The sequence below is a fragment of the Sorangium sp. So ce375 genome (assembly GCF_051473855.1).
Lineage (GTDB): Bacteria > Myxococcota_A > Polyangia > Polyangiales > Polyangiaceae > Sorangium.
The window spans coordinates 8133904-8159100 of record NZ_CP150335.1 but is presented as its reverse complement, the minus strand read 5'-3'; the positions used below and the strand labels follow the sequence as shown (position 1 = coordinate 8159100).

Genomic DNA, 25197 nt, shown 5'->3' with positions numbered 1-25197 from the left:
TCTCAGGGCGAGACCTCGAACAGGCACCGCGTGATCGGGACGGCGACGTCTTTCCAGACATACAGGTAGTATTTCGTGCCCGGGACGAGCGCCTCGGGGATCCCCTCGGCGGGATAACCCTGCTCCGTGTTCGGCGGGACCTTACCGTAGGTGATACCGCTCTTGACGGGCTCGGCGCTCGAGGGCACGTCGAGCCGCCAGATCGTCCCCTCGGGCAGGTCGAGGTTGGGCGGAGCGCCCGGGTTCGCGGCGTTCGCCGACAAGACGTAAACATAGCGGGCGTCGCCGCCGGTCCAGGTGATCTTGCCTGCGGCGTCCACGCCTTCCCCCGCCGCGCAGTCGCCTGGCACGTAGAGGCTCTGTTCATGGAGCGGCCCGCCGAACGGGGTCTCGTTCGCGAAGTCCTCCTTGCTGAATCCGCGGCGCTGGAGCTCGCCCTCGAAGAACGCGACCATGCGCGCCGGGTCCGTGGAGGGCAGGCCGCTGACGTCGCGGGAGAAGCCGTTGTTCTGGTCCGGCGGATACGCGCCGAGCGCCGCCGAGGAGACCCAGCCGGCGGCCAGCGCGAGGCCCGTTGGATAGAAGCTGTCGGTCCAGACCGGTCCGGCCTCGATGTACCAGTTCGACGGCCCCGCGGCCGGCGCGGCCTTCTCCGAGTGGCAGCACACGCACCCGCACGCCTCGGTCTGCTCCGTGACCCAGGCGAGCTCGCCGAGCCATTGTGGATCGGAGAGGCGTGGATCGTCGCTCGGGGTCTTGTAATCGGAGGGAGGCGCCGGCCAGTACGGCCGCTGCGTGAGGACCGGCTCGCACGACGCATAGTCGGTGAACTGGCGGCCGGGCTCGGTGCAGCCGGAGATCGCGCCGAACGTGCAGACCTTCCCGCCGCTCTGCCCTGCCGGCTCGCCAGCCTTCGGGTCGACGCAGACCTGCTCTGGCCACTGGAAGACGGCGCCGCCCGTGCCCACGCCGCCGCCAGGCTCCTCGGCCGCGCCCTCGCAGGCGTCGGGCTCGAACCGGCCGCCGCCGAAGGTCTCGCAGCCGCGCTGGGTCGAGGCGCACTGGCTCGTGTCGCCGCCGGGGAAGATGAGGGTGTAAGCGTCGTCGGTCCCGCCGCCGAGCACGCATCGGCCGAGCGTCTGCGGATACGCGCAGCTCTCGCCCCTGGTGAAGGTGGAGCCCTGGAGCGCGTCGCAGTCGGCCTCCACGGCCTCTGCGGTCCAGCCTGCGCCGGTGTACTCACGGCACTCCTCGGCCTGGCTGAAGGGGCTCGTATAGACGCAACGATCCGGCGTCACGGAGGCCTCTGGAGCCCCCGAAGCGGCGTTTTCCGAGGCCCGTTGACAGGCGCCCAGCCCTCCAGGGGCCGAGACGAGGAGCGCTGCGCCCAGCATCACGCGCGGTGAACGGAGGAGCTCTTGCTTCACGGTCGAATCTCCTGAACGTCGCCTTCGGGCGAAGTTGGTTGTGATTTTTCTCACTTTTCTTCCCGGTGAGCGTCCGCTGGTATATCGTTTGTTCATAGTTGTTCAACTGTCGTCCAATCTTATTGTGAAAAAATGTGATCTGGATCACGTATGTGACGTGGTGCGCCTGGAAGGGGGCGGTGGCGTGTCCGGGGGTGTCAGGGCGCCGAACACGACCCTCCGTCGCCAGGCAGTCGAGGGCTCGGGGCGCAAAGCCCGCTCCCGCCCTCGGTCCCAACGGGGTCGTGGTCGTCGACGACACGGCGCTTTGGGCCCGCGCCCTGCGTGGGATCAGGCGGCGACGAAGCTCCTCACCGGAGCGCGCCGACGCCGAGCGATATGCACGGCTCCCCGTCGCGCAGCGAGATCCCCGCCACCTGCTTCGGCGGAGGGTACATGTACCCGAACAGCATGCACATCTCGTTGTCCCCGAAGCCGAAGGTGAGATCGTGGTCCGACGTGTTCCGGAACCTGCACGCGTACCGGAGGGAGTCGCCTTCGCCGAGCGCGAGCGCCGGCCGGTAGAGCTCGATGTCGCTCTCCAGATCGAACGCCCCGCCCTCGTAGACGCGCTCCTCGCCGCCGTCCGCGCGGACGACATCGACGTCGAAGGCGTCGGCGTAACGGTGCGTGTGCGGCATGAGAGAGACGATGTTCCCGCCGAACGTCGAGCACGTCGCGCCGACGGTGTGGGTGGCGTGAGGAGGGACGAGGAAGTCGTTGACGCTCATGACGAACGGCACGAGCTCTTCCGCGCGCTCCGAGAGAGGCATGGTGAAGAAGTCGTAGGCGATCTCGACGAGCTCGGGCTCGGGCGACGTGTTGAGCAGGTGGACGCTCGTCGCGATCTCGCGGGACGTGTCGAGGGTGAAGCCCATCCCCTCGGGGAAGACGAGCGTCTCTTCGCCGACGACCTGCGTGGAGCTCGCGAAGAGGACGTCCGGGATGGCCGCCGGCAGCGTCCCGAAGGGGTCGTCGGCGCCTGGGTGGCAGCCCGGGTAGGGGTTCGGCCCGAACGATGGATTGACCGGCTTGGCGATGACGTTGCTGTGGTGCAGCCCAGCCGTCGTGTAGACGCGCGCCGCGTGAACGGTCCTGCTCTGGATCGCGGGGAAAGGCCATGACACGCAGAAGGTCGCCTCCTCGCCGGGCGCCATGATCCGCGGCGGCACGACGATCCTGAAGCCGCTGCGCGGCGGCTCCGGCAGCGCGAGCCGGGTGAGCTCGGCGCCGAAGGCGACGACGTTGTCCTGGTCAATGCGCTCTTCAGGCTCGTACCTGGCGGCGGGATGGACGCACCGCCCGCGAAAGAGCTCCTCGCCAGGAGAGCACGCCGCCGGCGGCGACGGCTCGACCCCCGCGCAGGAAGAGAGAAGCAGAATCCACGGAAGACCCGTCAAACGTGCTCTGTCCCCCGGGACAGAGCGGGTTTTGGGATGTTGCATCACAGAGCATCTGCGGCTGACAGCTGCTCACCGGAAGCCTCGACTATGGATCTCCCCTTCGGATGGAGGGGGCCCTCGCGTGGCCAGGGCGGAGTCCGCGGCGCGGGGGACGCTCCCGGCACAACCGAGGACGGCGTGGGCCGACGCGCTCCAGCCGCGGCGGCCGTCGTGCGCCGACGCCGGGCGGCGAGCGGCGACGACGCCCGCCAGCGGCAGCGTCCGCCCGCCGGACCGCGGCGGCCGCTCGCCGGATCGAGGTCGCTTCCGCCAGCGCAGCGCCAGCCGGCGCGCCCCGCCCACCTGATCGCCGGGGGGTCGCCCACGTGGACACCCCGTTCACCCGGGTCGACGCTGTGCGCAACAAGGGCGTGACGTGGGCGTCGCGGATCGTCTAGCATCCGCCTGCCGAGGGGCAGCGCGCCCCACGATCCCCCGCATCGCCCGACCACCACGCAGCGTGGTCCCAGCTCGTGGAGAGACAGCATTGAGCGAGCAAGCAATCGAGCCGGCCCTCCCCGTCACCGCTTTCGAGAGGCGCTTCAAGCACCCGCCGGGGCTCGTGATCCTCTTCTTCGCGGAGATGTGGGAGCGCTTTTCCTATTACGGCATGCGCGGCCTCCTCAAGCTGTATATGGCGAACTTCCTGTTCGTCACCGCGCGAGAGGCCTACCAGGGGTGCCGGCAGCACACGCCGCCATGCGATCTCGTCGCTGGCGATCCGACCACGGTGTTCGCGTGGCAGTTCATCAAGGGACTCCTCCCCGACGCGCCCGGCGAGCAGGCGTCCATGCTCTACGGGCTGTACACGGGCCTCGTGTACCTCACGCCGTTCTTCGGCGGCATCCTCGCCGACAAGGTGTGGGGGCAGCGCAAGACGGTGGTGGTCGGTGGCGTCTTGATGGCCGCCGGACACTTCGTGATGGCGTTCGAGAACTCGTTCTTTATCGCGCTGCTCCTGCTCATCCTCGGCAATGGCGCGTTCAAGCCCAACATCTCGACCCAGGTCGGGAGCCTGTACCCGGAGGGTGATCCGCGCCGCGACGGCGCCTTCACCATCTTCTACATGGGCATCAACCTCGGCGCCTTCATCTGCAACTTCGTGTGCGGCACCCTGGCCGCCGTCTACGGCTGGCACTACGGCTTCGCCGCCGCGGGCGTGGGGATGTGCCTTGGGCTCGTCGTCTACCTGGCGGGGCAGAAGTACCTCGCCAAGGACAACCTGATGAAGACGGCGGAGGGGGCGGGCGAGCAGAAGCAGCCGCTCTCCAGCGACGAGTGGAAGCGCGTCAGCGCGCTCGTGGCGCTCTGCGCCCTCAACATCGTCTTCTGGGCGGTCTATGAGCAGCAGGGCAACACGATGCAGAGCTGGGCCGACGAGAAGACGATGTGGCCCACCGTCCTCGGCTTCCAGATCCCCTCGACGTGGTTCCAGTCGGTGAACCCGCTCTGCATCATCCTGTTCGCCCCCCTGCTCGACATCTTCTGGCGCTGGCAGGCGAAGCGCGGCACCGAGCCGACGAGCGTCTCGAAGATGGCGATCGGCTGCATCATCCTCGGGCTGTCGTTCATCGTGATGATCGTCGGCGCGCAGGCCGTCGGCGGCGGCAAGGGCAGCCTGTTCTGGCCTGTCTTCTGCACGCTCCTCCTCACGATCGGCGAGCTCTACCTGTCGCCCATCGGCCTGTCGCTCGTGACGAAGGTCTCGCCGGTGCGGATCGTGTCGATGATGATGGGCATGTGGTTCGTCTCGAGCTTCCTCGGCAACACGCTGAGCGGCTACATCGGCATCTTCTACACGCGCTGGTCGAAGGACATGTTCTTCCTGTTGCTCACCGTGCTCGGCATGGGCGCGGGCGTCGCGATGTTCGCGTTCAACAAGCCGCTCCGCCGCGTGCTCGGCCACCACTGATCCACGCCGCGCCCGGCGCGGCCGCGCGCCCTCTCCGCGAGGGCGCGGCGCCGCGTCAGGGCGCCCGCGCGCCGCTGGGGTCGACGATCCGCTCGTCGAGGGTCGCGAGCCGCCCCTCGGGCAGCGCGCTCCCGATGGCGGCCACGGCGCGGCGGACGCTCTCCAGCGTGCTGCACGAGGCGACGTCGACGAAGAGCCGCCCCGACTCGGGCCACGAGTGCAGCGCCACGTGCGACTCGCCGACGACGGCGCACGCGGTGATCCCTTGCGGAGAGAACGGGACGACCGCCATCTCGAGCAGCGTGAACGGCCCGGCGGCGACGGCTGCTTCCAGCGCGGCGCGGAGCGCGGCCGGGCTGTTCAGGAAGTCGAAGGGGCAGCCCTCGAAGAGTGCGAGCGCGATGAACAGCTGCATCGATCGGGCAAGCGCGCGCCGCGGTCCGCGCAGCGCAGGGGGCGTAGGGTAGCCGAGGCCGGGCGGCGCGGAGCCGGAATCGAGAGGGGCGGGGCGGGAGGGGCGTGATCCCGAGCCGAGCGCGCCGGCGGGTGGTTCCGCGCGGCGCGGGCGGGCGGGCGCTCGGCCATCCGCCAAGACGGGGACCGAGGCGCTTGCGCTGAGAACACCGCCCGGCATGTCTCCCTTCGGGCCCTGCCACCTGGGACGTCTCGTCGCGCGCCACACAAGGCGCGCCTGAGACGCAGAGCCCCCTGGGACCTTATGGCACCTCGGTCGGTGCTCGCCGCGCCCGCCCGCCCGCGCCGCGCGGAACCACCCGCCGGCGCTTGCGTGGTCTGGAAGGCGCGCGACCTATGCCCTCCACGATGATGTCCCTTTTGCGACGACGTGAGGCCCCCGGAGAGGGGGGCCGGGCAGTCTCCTCGGGCCGGGCAGCTCGGCACGCCCTTTCCCCGCCGCGCTAGCGCCGCCGCGCGACCTGGATGACCTCCCGCACGCGCTGCCCACCCAGGTCGAAGCGCCCCTCGAGCCCCGCGAACACGAAGCTGTTCACGCGCCTGCCCGGGACCTCCCAGCCGCGGATCGACCCCTCGGGATTCTCCCAGAGGAACAGGTTGAGCCCGCCGCCGATCGTGGGCCCCAGCGCGACGCTCTCGGACATGCGGACGTCAATCACCGCCTGGAGTCGCCCGAGCTCGATCCCGTGGGTCACCGTGTCGCCCCTCACCCCCGGCGGCGCCGCGGTCCACAGCGCCCGGTAGCCGCTGCCCAGCGAGATCACCGGATCGACGCGCTCGAACGGCGCCAGGTGAAAGCTCGCCTCCGCGCCCAGCGTCACGCCGCGCACGTCGGCCACGCCCTGCTCCGCGCCCTGCGCCATGTACTGCTCGTAGCTCGACGTCAGCCCGAGGCCGACCCCCGGCACCCCGCGGTAGACGAGCTTCACGCCCACGCCCGCCCCCGGCCCCGCCACGTCGCGCAGGCGCCGCTCGCTCCCGATGTCGCCGAACCCCTGCGCGTACCCGAGGTTGAGGCCGAGCTCGAGCGCGTTGGCCGGCGCCCTCAGCGGAGAGCGCAGGTAGCTCGGCGGGACGGTGCCCTCGAAGTCCTGCGCAGCGGCGACGCTCCCGCAGAGCACGGCGACCGCACCCGCGGCGATCGCGACCCCCGTGTTTGCCTTCATTGCGGATCCTCCTCGCTGCGCGGTGCCGCGAGGACGGCGGATCCGATCCGCGCGCCACGCCGGGAACGCCGCGCGCCGGGGCGCGAGCATCGCGTGTGCCACGGAGGCGGCGAGCAACGCCTTCCCGGTCGCGGACGGGCCGCCCGCGCCGCGCGTCAGCCGGCGTGTCAACGAGCGGCGGCAGCCGCCCGCGCCGTGCGTCAGCCGGCGCCTACCAGCGGTGGAAGGCGGGGTGGCCTTCCTTCACCGCCACGAACGTCCCGCGGCACGTCGCCGTGACCCGGCCCCCCGCCTCCAGGGTCGCCTCGATCACGACGCGATCGCCCTCCGCCTCGGCGACCTGCGCCCGCAGGTGCACCGGGCCGCCGAGCGGCGTCGGCTTCTTCAGCTTCACGTGGAAGTCCGCCGTCACCGTGCACGGCGGCGCGTCGGCCCCCCGCGCCTTCATCAGGTGGTAGGCCGCGGTCCAGTTCGAGTGGCAGTCGAGCAGCGCCCCGATGATGCCCCCGTTGAGCATCCCGGGGAACGCCTCGTGGTGCGGCTCCGGCGTGAAGTCGCAGACCACCGCGTCGCCCTCGACGCGGCTCTTCAGCCGGAGCCCCTTGTCGTTCGCTGGACCGCAACCGAAGCAGCGGCCCTGCGGCGAGTACCTGTCCTGCAGGCTCGCCGCGTCGCCGCTCACCGGCTGCCCCCGACGAACGCCTCGTCCATCAGCATCTTCTGCTCGAGGAGGTGGCTCGCGCGCGAGCCGGTCGCCGGGCTCGCGCTCGGCGCGCGGCTCACGCACGAGAGCGGGAGACGGTCGCCGATGCGCTGCCGGAGCACCGCGAGGATGTAGTACCAGGCGCCGTAGTTGCGCGGCTCCTCCTGCACCCACACGAGCGGCGTGCCGTCCTTGTAGGGCGCGAGCGCGTTCACGATCTCGTCGTTCAGCGGGAACAGCTGCTCCAGCCGCAGGATCGCCACGTCCTTGAGCCCGCGCGTCTCCCGCGCGAGCGCGAGGTCGTAGTAGACCTTGCCCGAGCAGAGCAGGACCCGCTTCACGTCGGCCGGATCGACCCCGCTCGTGTCGGGCAGCACGCGGTGGAACTTGCCCTCGGAGAGATCCTTGATCGTCGACACCGGCCGGTGCGGGCCCTTCGACGTCGCCGGGACGCGCAGCAGGCTCTTCGGCGTCGCGATGATGAGCGGCTTGCGCCACGGCCGGTGCACCTGCCGCCGCAGCACGTGGAACAGCTGCGCCGGCGTCGTCAGGTTGCACACCTGGATGTTGTCCTCGGCGCTGTTCTGCAGGCAGCGCTCGATGCGCGCGCTCGAGTGCTCCGGCCCCTGACCCTCGTAGCCGTGCGGCAGGAAGAGCACGATGCCGCTCAGCCGGTGCCACTTGTCCTCGCTCGACGTGAGGAACTGATCGACGATGACCTGCGCGCCGTTCAGGAAGTCGCCGAACTGCGCCTCCCAGATGACCAGCCCGTCCGGGTAGTCGAGGCTGTAGCCGAAGTCGAAGCCGAGCACGCCCGCCTCGCTGAGCGGGCTGTTGTACGCCTCGAAGCGCGCCGGCCCCTCGGCCACGCGCGACAGCGGCGCGAAGCGCGCGCTCGTCTCGACGTCGCGCAGCACCGCGTGCCGGTGGCTGAAGGTGCCGCGCTGCACGTCCTGACCGGAGAGGCGCACCGGCGTCTTCTCGGCGAGCAGCGACGCGTACGCGAGCATCTCGCCCGTGCCCCAGTCGAACGGCTCGCCGGCGACGAGCTTGTCGTGCCGCTGCTGGAGCGTCGGCAGCACCTTCGGGTGCGCCTTGAAGCCCTCGGGCAGCTCGAGGAGCTTCTCCGACAGCGCGATGAGCTTGTCGGCCGGCACGCTCGTCGGCACCTCCGGCGTCGCGCTATCGGCGCCGCCGCGGTAGTGCGACCACACGCCGCCCATCGAGTACAGCACCGGCGCGAAGCCCTTCTGCTTCACCTCGTCGAGCGCGGCGGCGAGCGCCTCGCGGCGCCGCACGACGATCTCGTCGGCCTTCTCCTCGGTGACCTGCCCGAGCTCCATCAGGCGCCGGACGTACACCTGTCGGACCGTCGGCTTCTTGTCGATCGCGGCGTACATCCGCGGCTGCGTGTAGCGCGGCTCGTCGCCCTCGTTGTGGCCGTACCGCCGGTAGCAGTACATGTCGATGATCACGTCGGAGCCGAAGCGCGTGCGGTAGTCGATCGCGAGCTGCGCGACGTGGGCGACCGCCTCCGGGTCCTCGCCGTTCACGTGGAACACCGGGACCTTCAGCATCCGCGTGATGTCGGACGCGTAGCGGGTCGAGCGGCCCTCCATCGGGTCGGTCGTGAACCCGACCTGGTTGTTCACGATGACGTGGACCGTGCCGGCCGTCGTGTAGCCGGGCAGCTTCATCATGTTGAGCGTCTCGGCGACGACGCCCTGCCCGATGAACGCCGCGTCGCCATGGATGAGCAGCGGCATCACGCGGCGGCGCGCGTCTTCGGCGCCGTCGGCGAGCCGCCGGTCCTGCTTCGCGCGGACGCGCCCCTCCACGACGGGGTTCACGAACTCGAGGTGGCTCGGGTTGAACGTGAGCGTGAGGTGGACGTTGCGCCCGTTCTCGAGCGTGCGATCGGTCGAGTAGCCGAGGTGGTACTTGACGTCGCCGCTGCCGAGGTGCCGCTCCGCGTTCTTGTCCTCGAACGCCGCGAAGATCTCGCGCAGGCTCTTGTCCATGATGTTCGCGAGGACGTTCAGCCGGCCGCGGTGCGCCATGCCGACCACGATCTCGTCGACCTCGTGCGCCCCCGCGCGCTCGATGATGAGGTCGAGCAGCGGGATGAGGCTCTCGGCGCCCTCGAGCGAGAAGCGCTTCGTCCCCGCCTCGTAGGACTTGTGGATGAACTGCTCGAAGATCTCGGCGTCGGAGAGCTTCGTGAGGATCCGGAGCTGCTTCTGGCGGTCGAGCGTGAGCCGGTTGCGCGTCGACTCCATCTGCTGCTGGAGCCACTGGCGCGCCTCGGGCTCCTCGATGAACGTGAACTCGACGCCGATCGAGCGACAGTACGTCTCCTCGAGCCGGCGGATGATCTCGCGCAGCGTGAGGACGGGCGGCACGCCGGCGAGGTCGGTCGTCGGGAAGGGCAGCTCGAGGTCCTCGACCCGGAGCCCGAAGTTCGTGAGGTCGAGCTCGGGCGGCGTGGCCGGCGGCAGGCCGAGCGGGTCGACGTGCGCGAAGAGGTGGCCGCGCACGCGGTAGGCGTTCACGAGGGCGTAGACGCGCGCCTTGATCGCGGCCTCCGCGAGCACCTTGAGATCGCGCGAGGACTCGGGCGAGCTCGGGTGCTCGCTCAGCGTCCGTGCGAACGCGGCCTCCAGCGTCTTCGCGGCCTCGCCGTTCGTCTTGCCGTTTCCGTTCCCGTACCCGTTCCCGGGCCGCAGCACGTGGTGCTGGACGGACGGCGCCGCCGCCGGAGCGGGCAGCCTGTTCGGCGTCGCTCCGCCGTTCTTTCCCTCGAAGAACGAGCGCCAGCCGGGGTCTACCGACTCCGGGTTCTCGAGGTACTGGGCATAGAGCTCCTCGACGAGCCCTGCATTGATTCCGAAATCAAGCTGCATCGTGGTCGGGCTGCAAATAACGCGTGTCGGGCCGGCACGCTAGAGTCGTTTTCCGATGACTTCGCCTCGTGGGGCGGAACATCGTCCGGGCAAGGGGTTCGAGCGCCTGGAGAAACGGTAGGGAGAAGCGGTAGAAGGGGGGCCATGGATCAAGACCGCAGAACCCAGGGTCGAGGAGCGGCGCCCGCCGTCCTCCCCTTCGATCGCTTCCGGGACCACCTGTTCCACGATCCCAGCCTCGGTCTCTGGCTGGACGTGAGCCGGATCCGTTTCGGAAGCGACTTTTTTACCACGATGGAACCGCGGATTCAGGCGGCGCTCGCCGAGATGGCGGCGCTCGAGGGCGGGAGCATCGCGAATCCTGACGAGGGCCGCCGGGTCGGCCACTACTGGCTGCGCGCGCCGGAGCTCGCGCCCGAGGCGGCGCTCCGCGCGGCGATCGAGCAGACGAACGCGCGGATCCTGAGCTTCGCGGCGGACGTGCACGCGGCGCGGGTCCGGCCGGAGCGGGCGGCGCGCTTCTGCAGGGTGCTCGTCGTCGGGATCGGCGGCTCGGCGCTCGGGCCTCAGTTCGTCGCCTCGGCGCTGGGGACGCCGGCCGATCGGATGCAGATTCACTTCTTCGACAACACGGATCCCGACGGGATCGATCGCACGCTGGACGCCATCGGGGACGATCTCGGCGCGACGCTCGCGGTGATCATCTCGAAATCGGGCGGGACGAAGGAGACGCGCAACGGGATGCTCGAGCTCGAGGCGGCGTACCGTCGGCTCGGCCTCTCGCTCGGCGCGCACGCAGTCGCGGTGACGGGGGAGGGCAGCGAGCTCGACCGCTACGCGACGAAGCACGGCTTCCTGGCCCGCTTCCCGATGTGGGACTGGGTCGGCGGGCGCACGAGCGAGCTGTCGGCGGTCGGCCTCTTGCCGGCGGCGCTCCAGGGGCTGTCGATCGTCGAGATGCTGCAGGGGGCGCGCGAGACGGACGAGGTCACGCGCTCGAAGGAGGTGCTCCGGAATCCGGCGGCGCTCCTCGCGCTCGCCTGGTACGCGGCGACGGGCGGCGTGGGCCGGAAGGACATGGTGCTGCTGCCGTACAAGGACAGGCTGGAGCTCTTCTCGCGCTACCTCCAGCAGCTCGTGATGGAGTCGCTCGGCAAGCGGCTCGATCGGCAGGGCAAGGAGGTCTTCCAGGGCATCGCCGTGTACGGCAACAAGGGCTCGACCGATCAGCACGCGTACGTGCAGCAGCTGCGTGACGGGCTCGACAATTTCTTCGTCACGTTCATCGAGGTGCTCCGTGATCGCGCGCCGTCGCGCGGCGTGCTCGAGGTCGACCCCGGCGTGACGACCGGCGACTACCTCGACGGCTTCCTGCAGGGGACGCGCAAGGCGCTGACCGAGAGCGGGCGCGAGTCGATCACGATCACGATCGACACGGTCGACGCGCGCGCCGTCGGCATGTTGATCGCGCTCTACGAGCGCGCCGTCGGCCTGTACGCGTCGCTCGTGGGCATCAACGCGTACCACCAGCCCGGCGTCGAGGCCGGCAAGAAGGCCGCGCAGGAGGTGCTCGACCTGCAGGCCAAGGTGCTCGCGGCGCTCGGCGCGGGCGCGGGGCGCGCGTTGTCGCTCGCCGAGGTCGCGAAGGCGGCGGGCGCGGACGACGTCGAGACGGTCTTCTGGATCCTGCGCCACCTCGCGGCGAACCCGGAGCGCGGCGTCGTGCGGGAGGTGCCGCAGGGCGGCTCGCCGTTCGACGCGACGTACCGGCTTTCGCGCTGACGGGGCGCCCGCGTGGCGCGGAGCGACGCCGGCCTGGCCCGGCGGCGCGCGCGCCGCGCGGAGCGGGGACGCCGTCGAGGCCGGCAGCTCGGCAAGGGAGGGGGCGCGCGTCCTGGTGCGCGCCGTCGAAGGCCTGCACCGAGAGGACGACGAGCATATCGCGACATGGGCGGGTGCCTGGCGGAGCAGGCGGCGGGCATGTCGCGACATGGGCGGGTGCCTCGCGGAGGGTAGTGCGGCCCTTTGCCTTTGGGTGCAGCACTTTGACTCCGGCCCCGTGCTTACGGGCTAAGTTCGGCCGGAAGTAGTGCAGCCCGCGTCGGCGCCAACCGACCGGGCTGCGTGGCCGAACCCCGCAAGCACGAGGTCCGACAGTGCAGCTATACCTGATCCCACCCGACGGTGGGCAAGGCGAGGGTGCGCACGCGCGCCGACGTCGCCGAACCGCCTCCTGTCTCTCACTCACCCCTACGCAGCGCAAGCGCCTCCGGGCGGCGCTGAAGAACCTACGCGCCGCGTACGGGTCGTGGTCCTGCCTCGCCGAGGTCATGGGCGTCTCCGTCGCGTGCCTTGAAGGCATCGCCCGCGGGCGTGACCACGGCTCGCCAGGGACCGCGCAGCGCGCCGCGAAGGCAGCGGGCATCACCGTGGAGCAACTGCTCGGCGGGCTCGCTGCGGCGGACCGCTGCCCAACCTGCGGGAGGAGCGGGTGAAGCGCCCGCGGAAGGGGGCCGGACGCCCGCCTGCCGCACGACATCCCAGGAAGAAGCCGACGATGGAGGCGATCCTTGCCGAGCGCGGCATCGTCATGGCGACGCTCGCCGGCATCCCGAAGCGCGACCGTCGCGACGTGGAGGCCGAGGTGTTGCTCAACGCGTGGAACGCCGTCCGCCGGGGGATGTACCGGCCAGACCCGAAGGACAAGCCGCGCGACGCGCTCCGGAAGTGGCTCCACGGCATCGCGTGGCGCCTCGCTTCGCACTACGTGCATAGCGCGTACGTGCGCCGCGTCGTTCCCCACCCGTCGCCGCTCGGGCTGCTCCGCGAGCCCGTCGGCATCGACATGCACGCGCAGATCGAAGCGAGGGAGGTGCTGGAGGCGATGACGGAGCTCCCGGACTGGCAGGTCGATGCGCTGCTCTCCGTCGATGACCCGGAGAGCCTTGCCGCCTACGCCCGACGGCGCCGCATGAACCCGCACACGGCGGCGTCCAGGCTCCGCATCGCCCGCGAGGCGCTGGCGCTGAAGCTGCGGAGGTGGCGATGACTTCCAGGCCCGCCAAGAGCGGCAGGCCGGCCTACCCCGTCGGCGCCTGAGCGGCTGGAGCCGCATCATCCTCGGGCTTGGATATGCCATCTCGCGCTGGAAGCTGCACTTGATCCGTTTGCACTAGGCCAAGGTTCATGAGGACGAGGCGCTGCAATTCGATGAGGGTGTCGTCTTGCAGTTGACCAACGTACCTTTCCAAGTCTGACTTAAGAAACGGCTGAACGAGGCTGGCGTACGCTATGACGCCGGTGCAGTCGAATCCTTCCTCGCCATTCGGAAGCAGCATATCCCAAGGCCCTGCGAGCTTTGCGGATGCAGAACACGGCACCGCCAAAATCGTACTCGGGATGCCTGCCCTGCTCATTTGCTGCGACTGCACAATGATCACACGACGGCCATCGTGCCATGTACGCTTGACACCTGGCTTTCGTGAATCAGGCAACACAACAAGCTTGTCATCTACAATGAACACCGCGCCGGGCCGCGCCTTGGCAATTAAGCTAGCCGGCGCCAGGCCATTAGCCTTAGCCGCTATCGCCTTGTAGTCAGGAGGCATAATCATCCTCCGTCAAGACTGCCGAATTGGCTCTCATTCTAGCCAATCGAGTTTCCTCGAACACGGCCGCTGACTCATCATCAGCAGCCTCGCCGCGATCTGGCCACGCGCATCGTGCGATGTTACGTCCGACCACTTTTTTGAGGTCACCGAATGCCTTCGCGCGCGATATAGCCTGCGAGAGCGGGGCGGCGTACGGGGTCCTCAGCACAGATCTAAGGTCCTCAGGGGCGGCTTCGATGAACTCGAGCGCAGGGGTGTCGCCGAGATTCTTCCCCTGCTTTGCCGACAAGAAGCGCGCAAAAAGTTCAATCGCCTCATCGTCGAGGCCGATCTCTGCCGCTTGATTTGCGAGCATATACACCGATAGAGGAGACGAAAAATCAGCAACGCGCACGGCTTCTAGAAACACCTCACGCGCGTCGTCAATCTGACCGAGGTCGGAAAGTGCCTCCGCCATATTTCCGAGCATCACAATCTTGTTGAGTCCGTCGACGCGGTCGACGGCCGCCACGAAGACGTTGAGCGCCTCCAAAGGGCGATCAAGAGACAGTAAGCTCGCGCCAGTGCACATGATATACTGTGGATTGCTAGGATCGAGTCGAGCGGCGTTCGTGTAGCTACTGAGAGAATCTTCGTCGCGCCCCATACGGGCATACGCGTGCCCCATGACCTGGTAGGCCTCGGCAATGTCGGCCGTTGATGCAGAAGAAGCCCGGACGAGTCGCTTGCAGTCGGCGAGGATCCACTCTATGCGCTCACGCGATACCTCGACAGACCAGTCCTGGAGTTCATCCAGGTACGACGCGGACTTGCGTACTTGAACCGCCATAGGTGAAACCTCGCCGCCGTTGTGGCAGGATGATGGATCCTACCACCGGTTGCTTCGGCAAGCTACCTGCCCGCTGGTTCAGTGCCGCGGGTAGGTGCTGCAAATGCTGGAATTACGCTACGCGTCGGATGTCTGCCGTGAAACGCCCGTAGCGAGGATCGTTCCGCAGCATGGATCGGATGACGTTGGGTGGGCGACAGGCGGCGCAGAGGATGATGCGGCTCGTCCGGCTGCTATTGTTGCCGGATCGGGGCGAAGCGGACCACGCGTCGGCCACCCGGCTGCGGTAGAGCCGCTATGACACCTGCTGTCCTAGCGCCCTCTCTACCGCGCCTTTCCCAGCGGCTTTTGCCTGGAAAATCGCTATAATCAGAGGACCTTAGACGAAAGCGCCCCGCCTCCGGTTGCGACCCGAAGGCAGGGCGGCAGAAGCCGAGCGGTGCGACCCGTCCGACGTCCTAGCAGACCGGATCGTGGGCCCTCCGCCGGGGAAAGGCAAGGGTCCCGTGGCGAACGTGCTCCCGGCGGAGAAGCGCCTGCGTGTGCTCGCGGCGCTCGTAGACGGCAACAGCGTGCGCGCGACCGAGCGCATGACCGGCGTCCACCAGCGGACGATCCGCCGCTTCGCGCTGGCCCTCGGGCAGGGCGCAGAGCGGCTCCACAACCGCATGGTGCGCGACCTCCGGTGCATCCTCGTCCAGGTCGACGAGATCTGGGGCTACGTCCAGAAGAAGCAGGCGAGGGTCACGCCCGCTGACCCGCCCGACGTGGGCGAGGCGTACACGTTCGTTGCGGTGGACTCGCTGTCCAGGCTGGTGATCGCCTACCGCGTCGGCAAGCGCGACCAGGAGACGACAGACGCCTTCATCAAGGACCTTCGCGCCCGCATGCTGGTGATGCCCCAGCTGACCAGCGACGGCTTCGCGCCGTACATCCCCGCCGTGGGCGCCTCGTTCGGCACGTCGATTGACTACATGCAGACGGTGAAGAACTACCGCTCTGGCAGCCGTGGACGCCGAGACGACCACCGGTACGAGCCGCCTCGTGACCCCTTCATCACGAAGTCTGTGGTCTACGGCGCGCCCGACCCGGCCAAGGCGTCCACGTCCTACGTGGAGCGTCTGAACGGCACCACGCGGCACCAGAACGGGCGCATGCGGCGTCTGTGCTTGGCCTTCTCCAAGCGCATCGAGCACCACCGCGCGGCGGTCGCGCTCACATACGCCTACTACAACCTCTGCCACGTCGTGAAGACGCTGAGGGTCACCCCGGCGGTACAGGCCGGCATCACCGACCACGTGTGGTCGCTGGACGAGCTCCTGGAGACGCTCCTGGTCGAGGAGGAGGCCGCAGCCCCCGAGGCGCAGCCGCTCACTCATCGCGAGCCCTCCGCGCCAGCGAGGGCGCTCCCGAACAACCGGGGCTTCCTGCGCCTCGTGACCGAGCCGACGCCCGCCTTGAAGCAGCGCCGCAAGAGCGAGCCGCCGCCTCCGCCGGCATCCCCGGTCCAGGTCGTTCCGCCCCCTCCTCCCGAGCCGACGCGCGGCCCGGTCCAGTTGTCCCTGTTCGACGAGCCGCCCACCGAGGGCTGAGCCTGCGATCGGGTGCGGCACTTTGCCTGCTGAGGTGCAGCAGTTTGGGCAAAAGGCCGCACCACCTCGCGGAGCAGGCGGCGGGCATGTCGCGACATGGGCGGGTGCCTCGCGGAGCAAGCGGCGGGCATGTCGAGACATGGGCGGGTGCCTCGCGGAGCGGTGATGGCCCAGATACCACATCTCATCACCGCTAGTGGCCCAGACCGAACAATGTAGTGGACCAGATATCGATATCTGTTGTGACTCGATAGTTGGCTCGTAGACTTGCAGGCAAGTGCGGCCCGCGGTGTTACCAGCACCCGGGCCGCGTGGCCGACACCGCTTGCACGGAGCCGACAGCATGCAGCCTACCGATCCGCGCGGATCGGGCCAAGGGACCGGTGCGCCCAAGCGCCCGCCGAGGAACCCCGGGACCCGTCCGACCACCGCCCCGCCGCACCTCGATCGCCACACCAAGGACGCCATCGGGCGCGCCCTCATGCACGGGGTTGCCCGTGTCGAGGCGTACCTGCGCCGCCGCGGTCTGCCCTCCGGAGACGTCGAGGACTTCGCCTTCGAGTGCGCCTGCCTCACGTACCGCAACATCGCTGATGGTTCCCTCGCCCTCTGCGCGGACCCTGCCGAGCGCGAAGGGCAGATCGGCGGGTACATGCGGACGATGGCGTGGCGCATGGTGAGCAACCGCAAGCGCTTCAAGGACGTCTTTCGGCGCCACAGCCGCGAGGGCGGGGAGACGCTACTGGAGGCGCGCACGTACGAGGTGGAGCCCGCGCTCGAACTTGCCTCGGAGATCCGCGCGGAACCCCCGCAGGCCCAGCGCTTCCTGCTCGCGATGCTCGGGGTCGGCGGCGCGCTCCGCTTCGCCCACGAGGCAGCCGTCGCCGCAGGCATGCGCAAGCGCGCCGGCAAGTGGGCCTTGCAGCGCTGCCGGGCGCGCGCCGCGAAGCGCATCGCCGCCGTCTGACCCACCCCGGGGCGAGGTCTTGCGCGAGATCGCCCTCATGGCGCTGATAGCTGAAGATGGCGGCGGCATGGCCTGAGCCAGCCCGTGCCGACTGAACGCCCGGCTCCGCACTGAACGCATGCTTCGCGGCGCGCGAGCGAATCGATGTTGCCCCTGTCACACGGCACCGATGTAGCATGCCGTCATGACGAGCTCCGATCCTACTGCGGCTTCTCGCCCACTCGAAGCGCACTCTCGCGCCGTACAACGAGCTCTATCAGTTGGTCTGCACGATAGCCCACGACGAATCGACATCAGCGTTCTGGAGCAGATTCTCAGCCAGTTGCGCTCTACGGTTGAGGCCGTCGCGGCCGACCTAGGCGTATCAGACCGAGACGTAGGCGGCGTAGACCTGGTAGATTTTACAAGTGGCTCGTGCAGACTGACCTTTGAGCAGGTCGCCGCGGATGCTGCCGACGCGCCGCACATGCCATTGGCGGTCGCCATAGATAGCGCAAAGCGGCATCTTACAGGCAAACCGTTCCCGCCGATGTTAACAGACAGCGCCAAGAAAGCTGTTATGGCGCTGCTGTCGCGCTGCGCCGAACTCTCTACGCCGGAACGTCCAATCGCGTTCGTTGAGCGAAACACGGTCTACTCGCTCGATCCGCGCGCGCCAGTATCGGAGCTTGAAGAATTAATTGAGGTCAAGCCGCGCCAGATCGCCTCACAGCCGCCACCAGAGCAAACGTCGCCGGAGCCACCGAATAAAACCGAAGAGCCATTGCCTGCGCCGGAAGAGTGGCTATTGACATTTACTGGGAGGCTTCGACGTCTTGATGCCCGCGAACGCAAAATGTGGGTCGATACCAGCAGAGGTACTGCCGTCGCTCCCTTGAGCGCCGCGCTATTCGCCGCCGCGGATGCCGACCGCAGCCGATGGCAGATTGTGTCTGTAGTTGCACTTGGCAAGAAACCAGAGGTGAAGGACATCGTCGATGTTCTTCACGTCACGCCAGCCGACGATGGTGCACCGGAGTTTTCGGCCATGCCCATGAACGAAGCAGCAAAAGGCCTCACAGGTATAATCGAACGAATTGATTCGTTCGGCAAGCTCAAGCGTAATTGGAATACACACGACGGGTTGCCAACAAGCGCGGCGGCTCGTCGGCATGCGCGCGGGTTCCTTCTGCTCGCCGCGTCCGCTGCACGGGCCAGAGACACTGCCTTTGTTCTGCCGTTCGCGACTCCGCTTCCCAGCGGGAACGTGCAGCTGGAGTGGGAAGTCGGTCCTGTCTATTTGGAGTTGGAGTTCTCCGATAGTAGCGCGATCGGGCACCTCCGAATGCATGGTAGCGAAACCGCGGAAGGCGCTGTCTCTCGCGAGCGAGCTCTAGAGTTGGTGGCATGGTTTCATGATGGGGTGGCGTCATGAGTAAGGGACTCGACGGCGAAAGCGTTGGCACGGTCATGCTCATCACTAACGATGAGCTCCTCAGTCGAAGGTTTCATATTTATCAGCTGAAGGAAGATGGCACGGCGTCATCTGGCGCATTTACGGACCCAGACATGTCAGTAGATCGAGCGTCTATGCGCACCATAGACGAGTCCCTGTCTGAGTATCCGTATATGGGCGTGGCGCAGATCGTTGCGGGAGAGGCGCGCTCGCTAGAGCAAGAGGTGGTTCCCGTGCCTCAGCTACTAAACCTCGCACATGCGGAAGTGCGAGGTAAGAAAACTAAGGCCATCGCAAAGAAGCTCGCTCGATCGAGCGTTGTAGTGCGCGCACCGAAGGCTGTCGCCGACGCGGAAACTACCAAAACAGAGGCTACGCAAGCCGGTCCCAGGACGACGGAGTGATAGAACTGACGCCGGCACAGCGGCTGCTTCCACATTCGCTGCCGTGGTTCCCTACAGCTCTCCAAACAAGCCCAGCTGCACCATCCGCCCCGGCCCCGGCGCGGGAGGCGGCTCTGACGGCGGGGGCGCCGGTTCCGGTGGAGCCGCAACAGACGCCACAGGCGGCGGCGTTGTGGGTCCTGTTGGCGACGACCCGCCCGGCACCAGCCTGAGCCATCCCCGGCCGCCAGGGAGCTCGCGAGCGGGCGCAGGCGCCTCCCCGTGGCGCGGCTGGAGCTTGAGCGGTTGCGGCGCAGGCGGCGGCATCTCCTCCTCCTCGCCCAGAGCCGCGGTGACGAGCTCGGCGAGGGTCCAGGGGCGCTCAGCGAGGCCCGCTGCGACGGCCGGGGTGGTGCCGAGCGTGCCGTGCACGCGGACCCAGTTGTAGGAGGCGATCCCCAGGCCGATCGCTGCGCGGTGCCCACGCAGCGTCTTCGAGAACGCGAGGCACAAGCGGCGCGTCCGGCCGACCGTGTGGCGCGTCTGGAGATTGAAGCGTTCCACGTACGAGGTCGACATCAGCTCTTCATTGGGCACACCGAAGACTGGCGTCTTGGTGACGAAGACTTCCCGGCTCGGTTCGTAGCGGTGATCGGGGGAGCGCTGCGGCCCGCCGCGGTAATTTTTGACGCATTGTGCGTAGTCGGCCGACCCGCGGAAGTTTGCGAACATCGCTTCAATGTACGGCTGCCAGCCGTCGCTCGTGATGTGCGGAACGACCGTGAGCCGAGCGCGCAGATCCTTTATGAACGTCTCGGTGTTCTCCCCGTCGCGCTTGCCGACGTGGAAGGAGATCGCCAGCTTCGTGTTCGCGTCCAGCGCGACATAGAGGTAGGCGTCCCCGTGCTCGGCGGGGTCCTTCTCCGTCACGCGGGCCTGCTTCTTCTGCACAAAGCTCCACATTTCGTCCATCTGGATCACATGCGCCGCCAGGCAGCGCACCTTCCGGCTGTGGGTAAGCGCCCGACCAACGCCATCGTGACCACCCCGTCGGGGCCGGTTACCAGTCCCCATCGCGACGAAGGAGGAAGCGATGGCGACGAAGGCGGAGTGGGCCGAGCGGGTGGGGCGGTGGGAGCGCAGCGGGCTGAGCGCCGAGAAGTTCGCGCGGCGCGAAGGGTACCAGCCGAAACAGCTGTACTGGTGGCGCTGGAAGCTGCGCGCTGACCGGCCCTCGCAACCCTCGCCGTCGTCGTTGACCGAGGCACCACGCTTTCTGCCGGTCCACGTGGTGACGGACGCATCGGTCGTCGCGCCGGAGCCGATCGAGATCGCGCTGCCCAACGGGCGGGTGGTGCGGGTCCGGCCGGGCTTCGACCCGGCCACGCTCGAGCGGGTCCTGGCGCTCGCCGCCGAGGAGACGCCGTGCTGACGCTGCCGCCGTCGGTGCGCGTGTACGTCGCCGCCGAGCCCACGGACCTGCGCAAGAGCTTTGATGGGCTGTCGGCCTTGGTCTCTCAGCGCTTCGGAGCCGACCCGCTCTGCGGGCATCTGTTCGTGTTCAGGAATCGGCGAGGTGACCAGGTGCGCGTCTTGTTCTGGGACCGCACTGGCTACATGATCGTGGCGAAAAAATTGGCCCGCGGGCGATTCCATCTCGCCCGCGACCTGCCCAAGGGGACCACCCACGTCGAGGTCGAGGCGGCCGAGCTGTCGCTGATGCTCGAAGGGTTCGACCTGTCCCAGGCCGTGCGGCGCAAGCGCTGGAGACCCGGCGTGAGAAAAGTTGCTCCGTCGAAGCAAAGCTTGATGGATGCGCGCGGGGTAGCTATCTCGCGCGCCACGTGACCAGTCCTCTTCAATCCCAGGCACAACTGCCCGCCGATCTGGCGGACGTGCGGCGCAAGCTCGAGCAGCTGGCGGCCGCCGGGCAGATCCCGGAGCTCATCGAGCTGGTGCTCGGGCTGCTGGTCCAGCTGCGCGACAAGAATACCGCGCTCTCGGCGAGGCTCGCGAGCGCGCTGCGCGACCTGTACGGCCGCAAGAGCCAGCAGGTCTCCACCGAGCAGCTGATGCTGATGTTCGCCGAGCTCGGGGCGGAAGCGCCGCCGGGGGCGGCGGGCTCGGAGCTCGGCGCGGACGCTCCGCCGCAGCCGGAGCAGGGGCTGGTGCCGCAGCCCCCTGAGCCGCCGAAGCCGCCGCGAGGACGGGGCGGGCGCGCGCCGCTTCCCGAGCACCTGCCGCGTGAGACGCGCGTGGTGCCCGTTCCTGAGGCGGAGCGGACGTGCCCGCAGTGCGGCGCAGAGAAGAAGTGCATTGGCCATCGTACGAGCGAAGTGCTCGAGTTTATTCCTGCGCAGTTCAAGATCATCGAGGAGCAGCGGGAGAAGCTCGCCTGCCCGCGCTGCCCGGAGCAGGGCGTCACGACGGCCGATAGCGAGAAGGTGATGGACCGAGGCCGTCCGGGACCGGGGCTGCTCGCCAGCATCCTTGTCGAGAAGTTCGAGGACGCGATGCCGCTATATAGGCAGTCGCAGCAATACGCTCGCTTCGGCGTGTCGCTGTCCCCGTCGACCCTGGGCGACTGGTCGGCCTTTGCGCTCGACGTGCTCGCTCCGGTGGCTGAGAGGATCGAGGAGCGGGTGCTGGGCTCGTTCTACCTGTGCGCCGACGACACCGGGATGCGGGTGCTAGATCGCGATCATCCGGCGGGGGTGAAGCGAGGCCACATCTGGGCCTTCGTCGGAACGGGTCTCGTGGCGTTCCTGTACGCACCGGACTGGAAGGCGAAGCATCCAGCCGCGCTGCTCCAGGGCTTCACCGGCTACTTGCAGGGTGATGGGTACGCGGGCTATGGCGCGATGCTGCGCGGAGGCGAAGGCGGCGAGATGATCGTGCCCGAGGAGCGTCGGCTCGGTTGCGGGATGCACATCCGCGCCAAGTTCGAGAAGGCGGCCAAGGGCGGCGACACGCGGGCCGCGGTGGCGCTCTCGTACTTCAAGGCCATCTACCGAATCGAGGCAGCCTGCAAGGAGGAGGCGCTGTCCACGGAGGCGCGCCTGACGCGCCGGCAGGAGCGGTCGCTCCCCGCTGTGGACGAGCTGTATCAGTGGATTCACGAGCTGCACCTTCGGCTCGTACCAGGCACGCCGCTCTGCATCGCTACCCAGTACGCCATCAACCAGGAAGCTGCGTGGCGGCGCTGCTTCACGGATGGACGCTTCGAGATAGATAACGGCGAGGTCGAGCGGCAGCTAAGACGTGTAGCACTCGGAAGAAAGAACTATTTGTTCGCGGGCTCGGACAAGGGGGCTGAGCGCCTGGCCATTGGCTATACGATCTTCGGCTCGTGTCGGATGCACGGAGTCAACCCGCTCGCCTGGGCGACGGACGTGATCGGCAAGTTGCAGGCGGGCTGGCCACGCGGTCGGCTGGACGAACTGCTGCCCGACGCATGGGCGAAATCGCCGCGCGCCGCCCCGGTCGCCGGCGACGCCGACGCGACCTGAACAACGCAAGCCTCGGTCGGCGACGCAGGCGGAGACCACCTCGCCGGGCCGTCTTTCAGGACCGCCTGTGCCCGGGCCGAGTCGTGGGCCGACGCCGCCCCGCGCCCAGCATCGTCGACCCCGGCGAGAGCCGCAAGGGGCCGTGCCCATGGCGATGGCCGGGTGCTTACGGCTGTGGAGCCGGATGCATCCCTCTCCGAGGCGCAGGGCGAAGTCGAGCACGGTCCCCCGCGCCACCTCGACCATGCGGGCAGTGGCGCGCAGGGAGTTGCCTTCTACGAGAGCGGACGCGATGCGGACGCGCATCTCCAGCGGGAGCGGAGCGGGCATGACGGGCCTTGCCTCTCTCCCCGGGCCGGCCCATGATGCGGCTGCGATGCGCGCTCTGTGGGCCTCCACAGGGTGTGTTTGCAGCCCCGCTCTCAGGTGCGAACTGAGGGCGGGGCGCTTTCGCTAAGGCCCTTAGTGTACCACTTGAGAGATCGCCGGCTCGCTCTTGATGAGCCCGGTCGGACAGTGGATGTCATAGCCAACGTGCGCGTTTACAGCCTGTTTGACGGCGTTTTCGCGCGATGGACGGAGACCGCCGACAGACGACGTGGTATCGGTGGTAGAGCTGCCGCCACGCCATCCCCAAGTTCGTAGAACTGCCCGAGATGCCTGCCGCGGAGTCGCTGCTCCAGCGCTGCGTCGCCAATGTCGAGTTCGACGCCGAGCGCGGCGAGGCTCCGCCACTGGCTACGGGCTCCTCGCGCACCGGGCCCCGCCGCTGTCGTTGCGGTACGACGGGTCCACGGTGCTGCTGCGAGCGGACGAGAGCAGGTACGGTAACGACGCATCGTCGTCGAAGCTCCCGCCTCGGACCACCCGGCTCGATGCACTGGTCGTATTAGCACAATTGCTGCAATCGCTGTTATAATCTGCATACCAATCCAGAGCCCATTCCCACAGGCTACCAGACAAGTCCGACTGCCCCCACCTTCCATCTCCTGTCGGCGATCTCGACCCGACCGGACGGATATCGCTGAACGCACACCCGCCGGATGCAGTCCCATCCCCTGTGCAGCCGTACACCGCGTACGTGTCATCGATCGTGGTCGAACTCGCCGGATTCGACCACGGATATGCTCGCTGCTCGTCTCCACCCGCAGCCGCGTAGTTCCACTCCGCCTCCGTCGCCAGACGGCCCCCATCCCACGCGCAAAACGCGAACGCTACATACCAGTTCAGGCAGTTCATCGGCAGATGCTCATGGCCACCGGCTGCATCCGTCCACGTCGAGAAGTTCGGGTTGCACATTGCCAATGCTGTCAGCTCCGACAGGCCATCAGGTAGCTGACTCGCCCAATCCGCATTCCATCCGCTCCCCTCGATGAGCGGATGCGCCCCTGCTCCCGCCGCCGGCTTGCTCCCGGGATACGCCTCCACGAACCTCCGGAATCGCCCCACCGTTACCTCGAACCGATCCAGGAAGAACCGGCTCACCGTCGCTGGATACCTCTCGTCATTGCTCCGGTTAAAGCGCCCTCCAGGGATCGCGGTGGTCGCGCAGCAGCTCTCATTGCCATCCGGCCCGCATGTCTCGGCCAGTCCGACACAGCTCGGCGGCACGCACTTCCCCGCGTCGCACGCGGGCGCTGCGGCAGGGCACGGCTCCGCGTCCTCCCACCGCCCGTCGACACAGCGCTGCGGCGTGTTCTGCGTGTTCTCCGAGCACTTCGCTTGGTCAGCAAAGCACTCTACGCCGCCTACGCCGCCCCCTTCTCCACCCGCGCCGCCGCTGCCCTGCGCGGAACTATCGCTGCCCCCACCAGCCCCGGCTCCGTGCCCACCGCTGCCGCCAGTTGCGCCGCCAGCGTCGCCGGTGCCCGTGCGCCGGAAGTCGCGATCCTTGGGCGAGCAGCCCCCAAGCGCTACGAAGAGGCCGAACTGCACGGCAGTCGTCCTCAGAACGCTGGCGCAGAGGAAGGGAAGAGCTCTGGAGACGAGCGAGTGCGACATGCGCCGCATGGTAAGGCAGGCGCCGCGCGCGAGTAAAATTTGTGACCGGCCTCACCTGTTGCGGCAGTGGGGAGCGCGTCAGCTCAACGTGATCCGGGATATATGGCCCATCTGAGTGGTCCGGATGCTGGTTTCGAGTGGCCCAGATGCGGGATTCGCGGGCCTATTTAGGCCACCACCCGCGGAGCAAGCGGCGGGCATGTCGTGACATGGGCGGGTGCCTCGCGGAGCAAGCGGCGGGCATGTCGCGACATGGGCGGGTGCCTCGCGGCGCGGTAGTGCCCTAGAGCGCCGAACAGATTGAAAGCTGTCTAAATTCATTAAGTTGCGATGCCCAACCGTCCTTCCGGGAAGCAAGCTCCAAGGGCAAGGAATGCGGGAAGGAGAGCAACCGCAAGGGCGCGAGGGGCGCAAGGGACGAGAGACGAGATATTTTCTTGCCTTCCCCTTGCGCCCCTCGCGCCCTTGCGGTTGCTCTTCCCTTCTGTTGATTTCCTCGCGACTCCGACGTGATCGGTCCTCTAGGGCAGACGGCCATTCAAATTGGTCGAGCCAGCTGCACCCGCGCCGGAGCCCTTCCCGTCAGCTCGACCTGTTCGCGTGGCGGCCGAAGCCGCGGACGCCCGTGCAGTTGAGCCTGTTCGGCGACCTGCCGGACGGCGCGGAGTAGGACGCCGGCCGCCTAGCGCCCGGGCGATCGGCTCGCCCCAGACGTCCATTCCTGTCACGATTCGGCGCTTCATCGCCGATGATTCCAGGCTTGAATACGCAGTGAATGGTCGTGGTGGCGGGCGCGCTCATGTC

The 25197-nt window shown here is 68.2% G+C and carries 20 protein-coding genes; 10 read left to right on the top strand and 10 right to left on the bottom strand.

The genetic code is table 11. The features are described 5' to 3' along the window. Window positions 1–2: 2 nt before the first annotated feature. Both WME90_RS30140 and WME90_RS30135 read right to left on the bottom strand, forming a co-directional pair. Window positions 3–1298: a proteinase inhibitor gene (locus tag WME90_RS30140; protein ID WP_437275467.1), complete on the bottom strand. Its 1296-nt coding sequence runs from the start codon at window positions 1296–1298 to the stop codon at window positions 3–5. 479 nt (window positions 1299–1777) lie between these two features. After that, the gene (locus WME90_RS30135; protein WP_437275466.1) at window positions 1778–2866 is read right to left on the bottom strand and encodes a hypothetical protein; all 1089 of its coding nucleotides are present in this window, start codon (window positions 2864–2866) and stop codon (window positions 1778–1780) included. A gap of 529 nt (window positions 2867–3395) precedes the next feature. On the opposite strand from WME90_RS30135, the gene WME90_RS30130 reads away from it, so the two are divergent. Further along, a complete protein-coding gene (locus WME90_RS30130) occupies window positions 3396–4820 on the top strand; it encodes a peptide MFS transporter (RefSeq protein WP_437275465.1) in 1425 nt (474 codons plus the stop codon). 55 nt (window positions 4821–4875) lie between these two features. On the opposite strand, the gene WME90_RS30125 is transcribed toward WME90_RS30130, so the two are convergent. From WME90_RS30125 to WME90_RS30110, 4 genes are all read right to left on the bottom strand, one after another. Further along, window positions 4876–5235 carry an S-adenosylmethionine decarboxylase family protein gene (locus WME90_RS30125; protein ID WP_437275464.1) on the bottom strand — a complete coding sequence of 120 codons (360 nt, stop codon included), beginning with the start codon at window positions 5233–5235 and terminating at the stop codon, window positions 4876–4878. A gap of 502 nt (window positions 5236–5737) precedes the next feature. Beyond that, on the bottom strand, window positions 5738–6460 hold the full coding sequence (locus WME90_RS30120; protein WP_437275463.1) for a hypothetical protein: 723 nt from the start codon (window positions 6458–6460) through the stop codon (window positions 5738–5740). 211 nt (window positions 6461–6671) lie between these two features. After that, complete coding sequence (locus WME90_RS30115) at window positions 6672–7142, bottom strand: PaaI family thioesterase (protein ID WP_437275462.1); 471 nt, start codon at window positions 7140–7142, stop codon at window positions 6672–6674. Next, the gene (locus WME90_RS30110; protein ID WP_437275461.1) at window positions 7139–10066 is read right to left on the bottom strand and encodes a 2-oxoglutarate dehydrogenase E1 component; all 2928 of its coding nucleotides are present in this window, start codon (window positions 10064–10066) and stop codon (window positions 7139–7141) included. The genes WME90_RS30115 and WME90_RS30110 overlap by 4 nt, the downstream gene beginning before the upstream one ends. A 144-nt stretch (window positions 10067–10210) precedes the next feature. On the opposite strand from WME90_RS30110, the gene WME90_RS30105 reads away from it, so the two are divergent. Both WME90_RS30105 and WME90_RS30100 read left to right on the top strand, forming a co-directional pair. Next, on the top strand, window positions 10211–11848 hold the full coding sequence (locus WME90_RS30105) for a glucose-6-phosphate isomerase (RefSeq protein WP_437275460.1): 1638 nt from the start codon (window positions 10211–10213) through the stop codon (window positions 11846–11848). Window positions 11849–12557: 709 nt separating this feature from the next. After that, window positions 12558–13115, top strand: a complete 558-nt coding sequence (locus tag WME90_RS30100) for a sigma-70 family RNA polymerase sigma factor (protein WP_437275459.1) — start codon at window positions 12558–12560, stop codon at window positions 13113–13115. Window positions 13116–13146: 31 nt separating this feature from the next. Here the strand turns inward: WME90_RS30100 and WME90_RS30095 are convergent, their stop codons facing one another. Beyond that, window positions 13147–13674 carry a hypothetical protein gene (locus tag WME90_RS30095; protein WP_437275458.1) on the bottom strand — a complete coding sequence of 176 codons (528 nt, stop codon included), beginning with the start codon at window positions 13672–13674 and terminating at the stop codon, window positions 13147–13149. Next, a complete protein-coding gene (locus tag WME90_RS30090; RefSeq protein WP_437275457.1) occupies window positions 13664–14506 on the bottom strand; it encodes a tetratricopeptide repeat protein in 843 nt (280 codons plus the stop codon). The genes WME90_RS30095 and WME90_RS30090 overlap by 11 nt, the downstream gene beginning before the upstream one ends. A 506-nt stretch (window positions 14507–15012) precedes the next feature. Between WME90_RS30090 and WME90_RS30085 the strand changes: the two genes are divergently transcribed. The 4 genes from WME90_RS30085 (at window position 15013) to WME90_RS30070 (ending at window position 18904) form a co-directional block, all read left to right on the top strand. Beyond that, complete coding sequence (locus WME90_RS30085; protein ID WP_437275456.1) at window positions 15013–16098, top strand: transposase; 1086 nt, start codon at window positions 15013–15015, stop codon at window positions 16096–16098. A 343-nt stretch (window positions 16099–16441) separates the two neighbouring features. Further along, window positions 16442–17065: a hypothetical protein gene (locus WME90_RS30080; RefSeq protein ID WP_437275455.1), complete on the top strand. Its 624-nt coding sequence runs from the start codon at window positions 16442–16444 to the stop codon at window positions 17063–17065. Window positions 17066–17249: 184 nt separating this feature from the next. Beyond that, window positions 17250–18479 (top strand): hypothetical protein, encoded by a 1230-nt coding sequence (locus WME90_RS30075; protein ID WP_437275454.1) that lies wholly within the window; start codon window positions 17250–17252, stop codon window positions 18477–18479. Beyond that, window positions 18476–18904: a hypothetical protein gene (locus WME90_RS30070; protein WP_437275453.1), complete on the top strand. Its 429-nt coding sequence runs from the start codon at window positions 18476–18478 to the stop codon at window positions 18902–18904. Before WME90_RS30075 ends, WME90_RS30070 begins: the two co-directional genes overlap by 4 nt. Window positions 18905–18955: 51 nt before the next feature. On the opposite strand, the gene WME90_RS30065 is transcribed toward WME90_RS30070, so the two are convergent. Beyond that, window positions 18956–19885, bottom strand: a complete 930-nt coding sequence (locus WME90_RS30065) for an IS1 family transposase (protein ID WP_437275452.1) — start codon at window positions 19883–19885, stop codon at window positions 18956–18958. Window positions 19886–19976: 91 nt separating this feature from the next. Here WME90_RS30065 and tnpA point away from each other — a divergent pair, with 91 nt between their 5' ends. The 3 genes from tnpA to tnpC are packed head-to-tail and all read left to right on the top strand — an operon-like array spanning window position 19977 to window position 22392. Beyond that, on the top strand, window positions 19977–20315 hold the full coding sequence (gene tnpA / locus WME90_RS30060) for an IS66 family insertion sequence element accessory protein TnpA (RefSeq protein WP_437275451.1): 339 nt from the start codon (window positions 19977–19979) through the stop codon (window positions 20313–20315). Continuing rightward, the gene (tnpB, locus tag WME90_RS30055) at window positions 20309–20731 is read left to right on the top strand and encodes an IS66 family insertion sequence element accessory protein TnpB (protein WP_437275450.1); all 423 of its coding nucleotides are present in this window, start codon (window positions 20309–20311) and stop codon (window positions 20729–20731) included. The genes tnpA and tnpB overlap by 7 nt, the downstream gene beginning before the upstream one ends. Further along, a complete protein-coding gene (gene tnpC / locus WME90_RS30050) occupies window positions 20728–22392 on the top strand; it encodes an IS66 family transposase (RefSeq protein WP_437275449.1) in 1665 nt (554 codons plus the stop codon). The genes tnpB and tnpC overlap by 4 nt, the downstream gene beginning before the upstream one ends. Window positions 22393–23130: 738 nt before the next feature. On the opposite strand, the gene WME90_RS30045 is transcribed toward tnpC, so the two are convergent. Continuing rightward, window positions 23131–24393 (bottom strand): formylglycine-generating enzyme family protein, encoded by a 1263-nt coding sequence (locus WME90_RS30045; RefSeq protein WP_437275448.1) that lies wholly within the window; start codon window positions 24391–24393, stop codon window positions 23131–23133. Window positions 24394–25197 lie beyond the last annotated feature (804 nt).

Coding starts and splice junctions, on each gene's coding strand:
- WME90_RS30090 (WP_437275457.1), bottom strand. CDS start 14,506: ATGGCGGTTCAAGTACGCAAGTCCGCGTCGTACCTGGATGAACTCCAG.
- WME90_RS30045 (WP_437275448.1), bottom strand. CDS start 24,393: ATGTCGCACTCGCTCGTCTCCAGAGCTCTTCCCTTCCTCTGCGCCAGC.
- WME90_RS30120 (WP_437275463.1), bottom strand. CDS start 6,460: ATGAAGGCAAACACGGGGGTCGCGATCGCCGCGGGTGCGGTCGCCGTG.
- WME90_RS30070 (WP_437275453.1), top strand. CDS start 18,476: ATGAGTAAGGGACTCGACGGCGAAAGCGTTGGCACGGTCATGCTCATC.
- WME90_RS30095 (WP_437275458.1), bottom strand. CDS start 13,674: ATGCCTCCTGACTACAAGGCGATAGCGGCTAAGGCTAATGGCCTGGCG.
- WME90_RS30125 (WP_437275464.1), bottom strand. CDS start 5,235: ATGCAGCTGTTCATCGCGCTCGCACTCTTCGAGGGCTGCCCCTTCGAC.
- WME90_RS30110 (WP_437275461.1), bottom strand. CDS start 10,066: ATGCAGCTTGATTTCGGAATCAATGCAGGGCTCGTCGAGGAGCTCTAT.
- WME90_RS30080 (WP_437275455.1), top strand. CDS start 16,442: ATGCAGCCTACCGATCCGCGCGGATCGGGCCAAGGGACCGGTGCGCCC.
- WME90_RS30105 (WP_437275460.1), top strand. CDS start 10,211: ATGGATCAAGACCGCAGAACCCAGGGTCGAGGAGCGGCGCCCGCCGTC.
- WME90_RS30075 (WP_437275454.1), top strand. CDS start 17,250: ATGACGAGCTCCGATCCTACTGCGGCTTCTCGCCCACTCGAAGCGCAC.
- tnpA (WP_437275451.1), top strand. CDS start 19,977: ATGGCGACGAAGGCGGAGTGGGCCGAGCGGGTGGGGCGGTGGGAGCGC.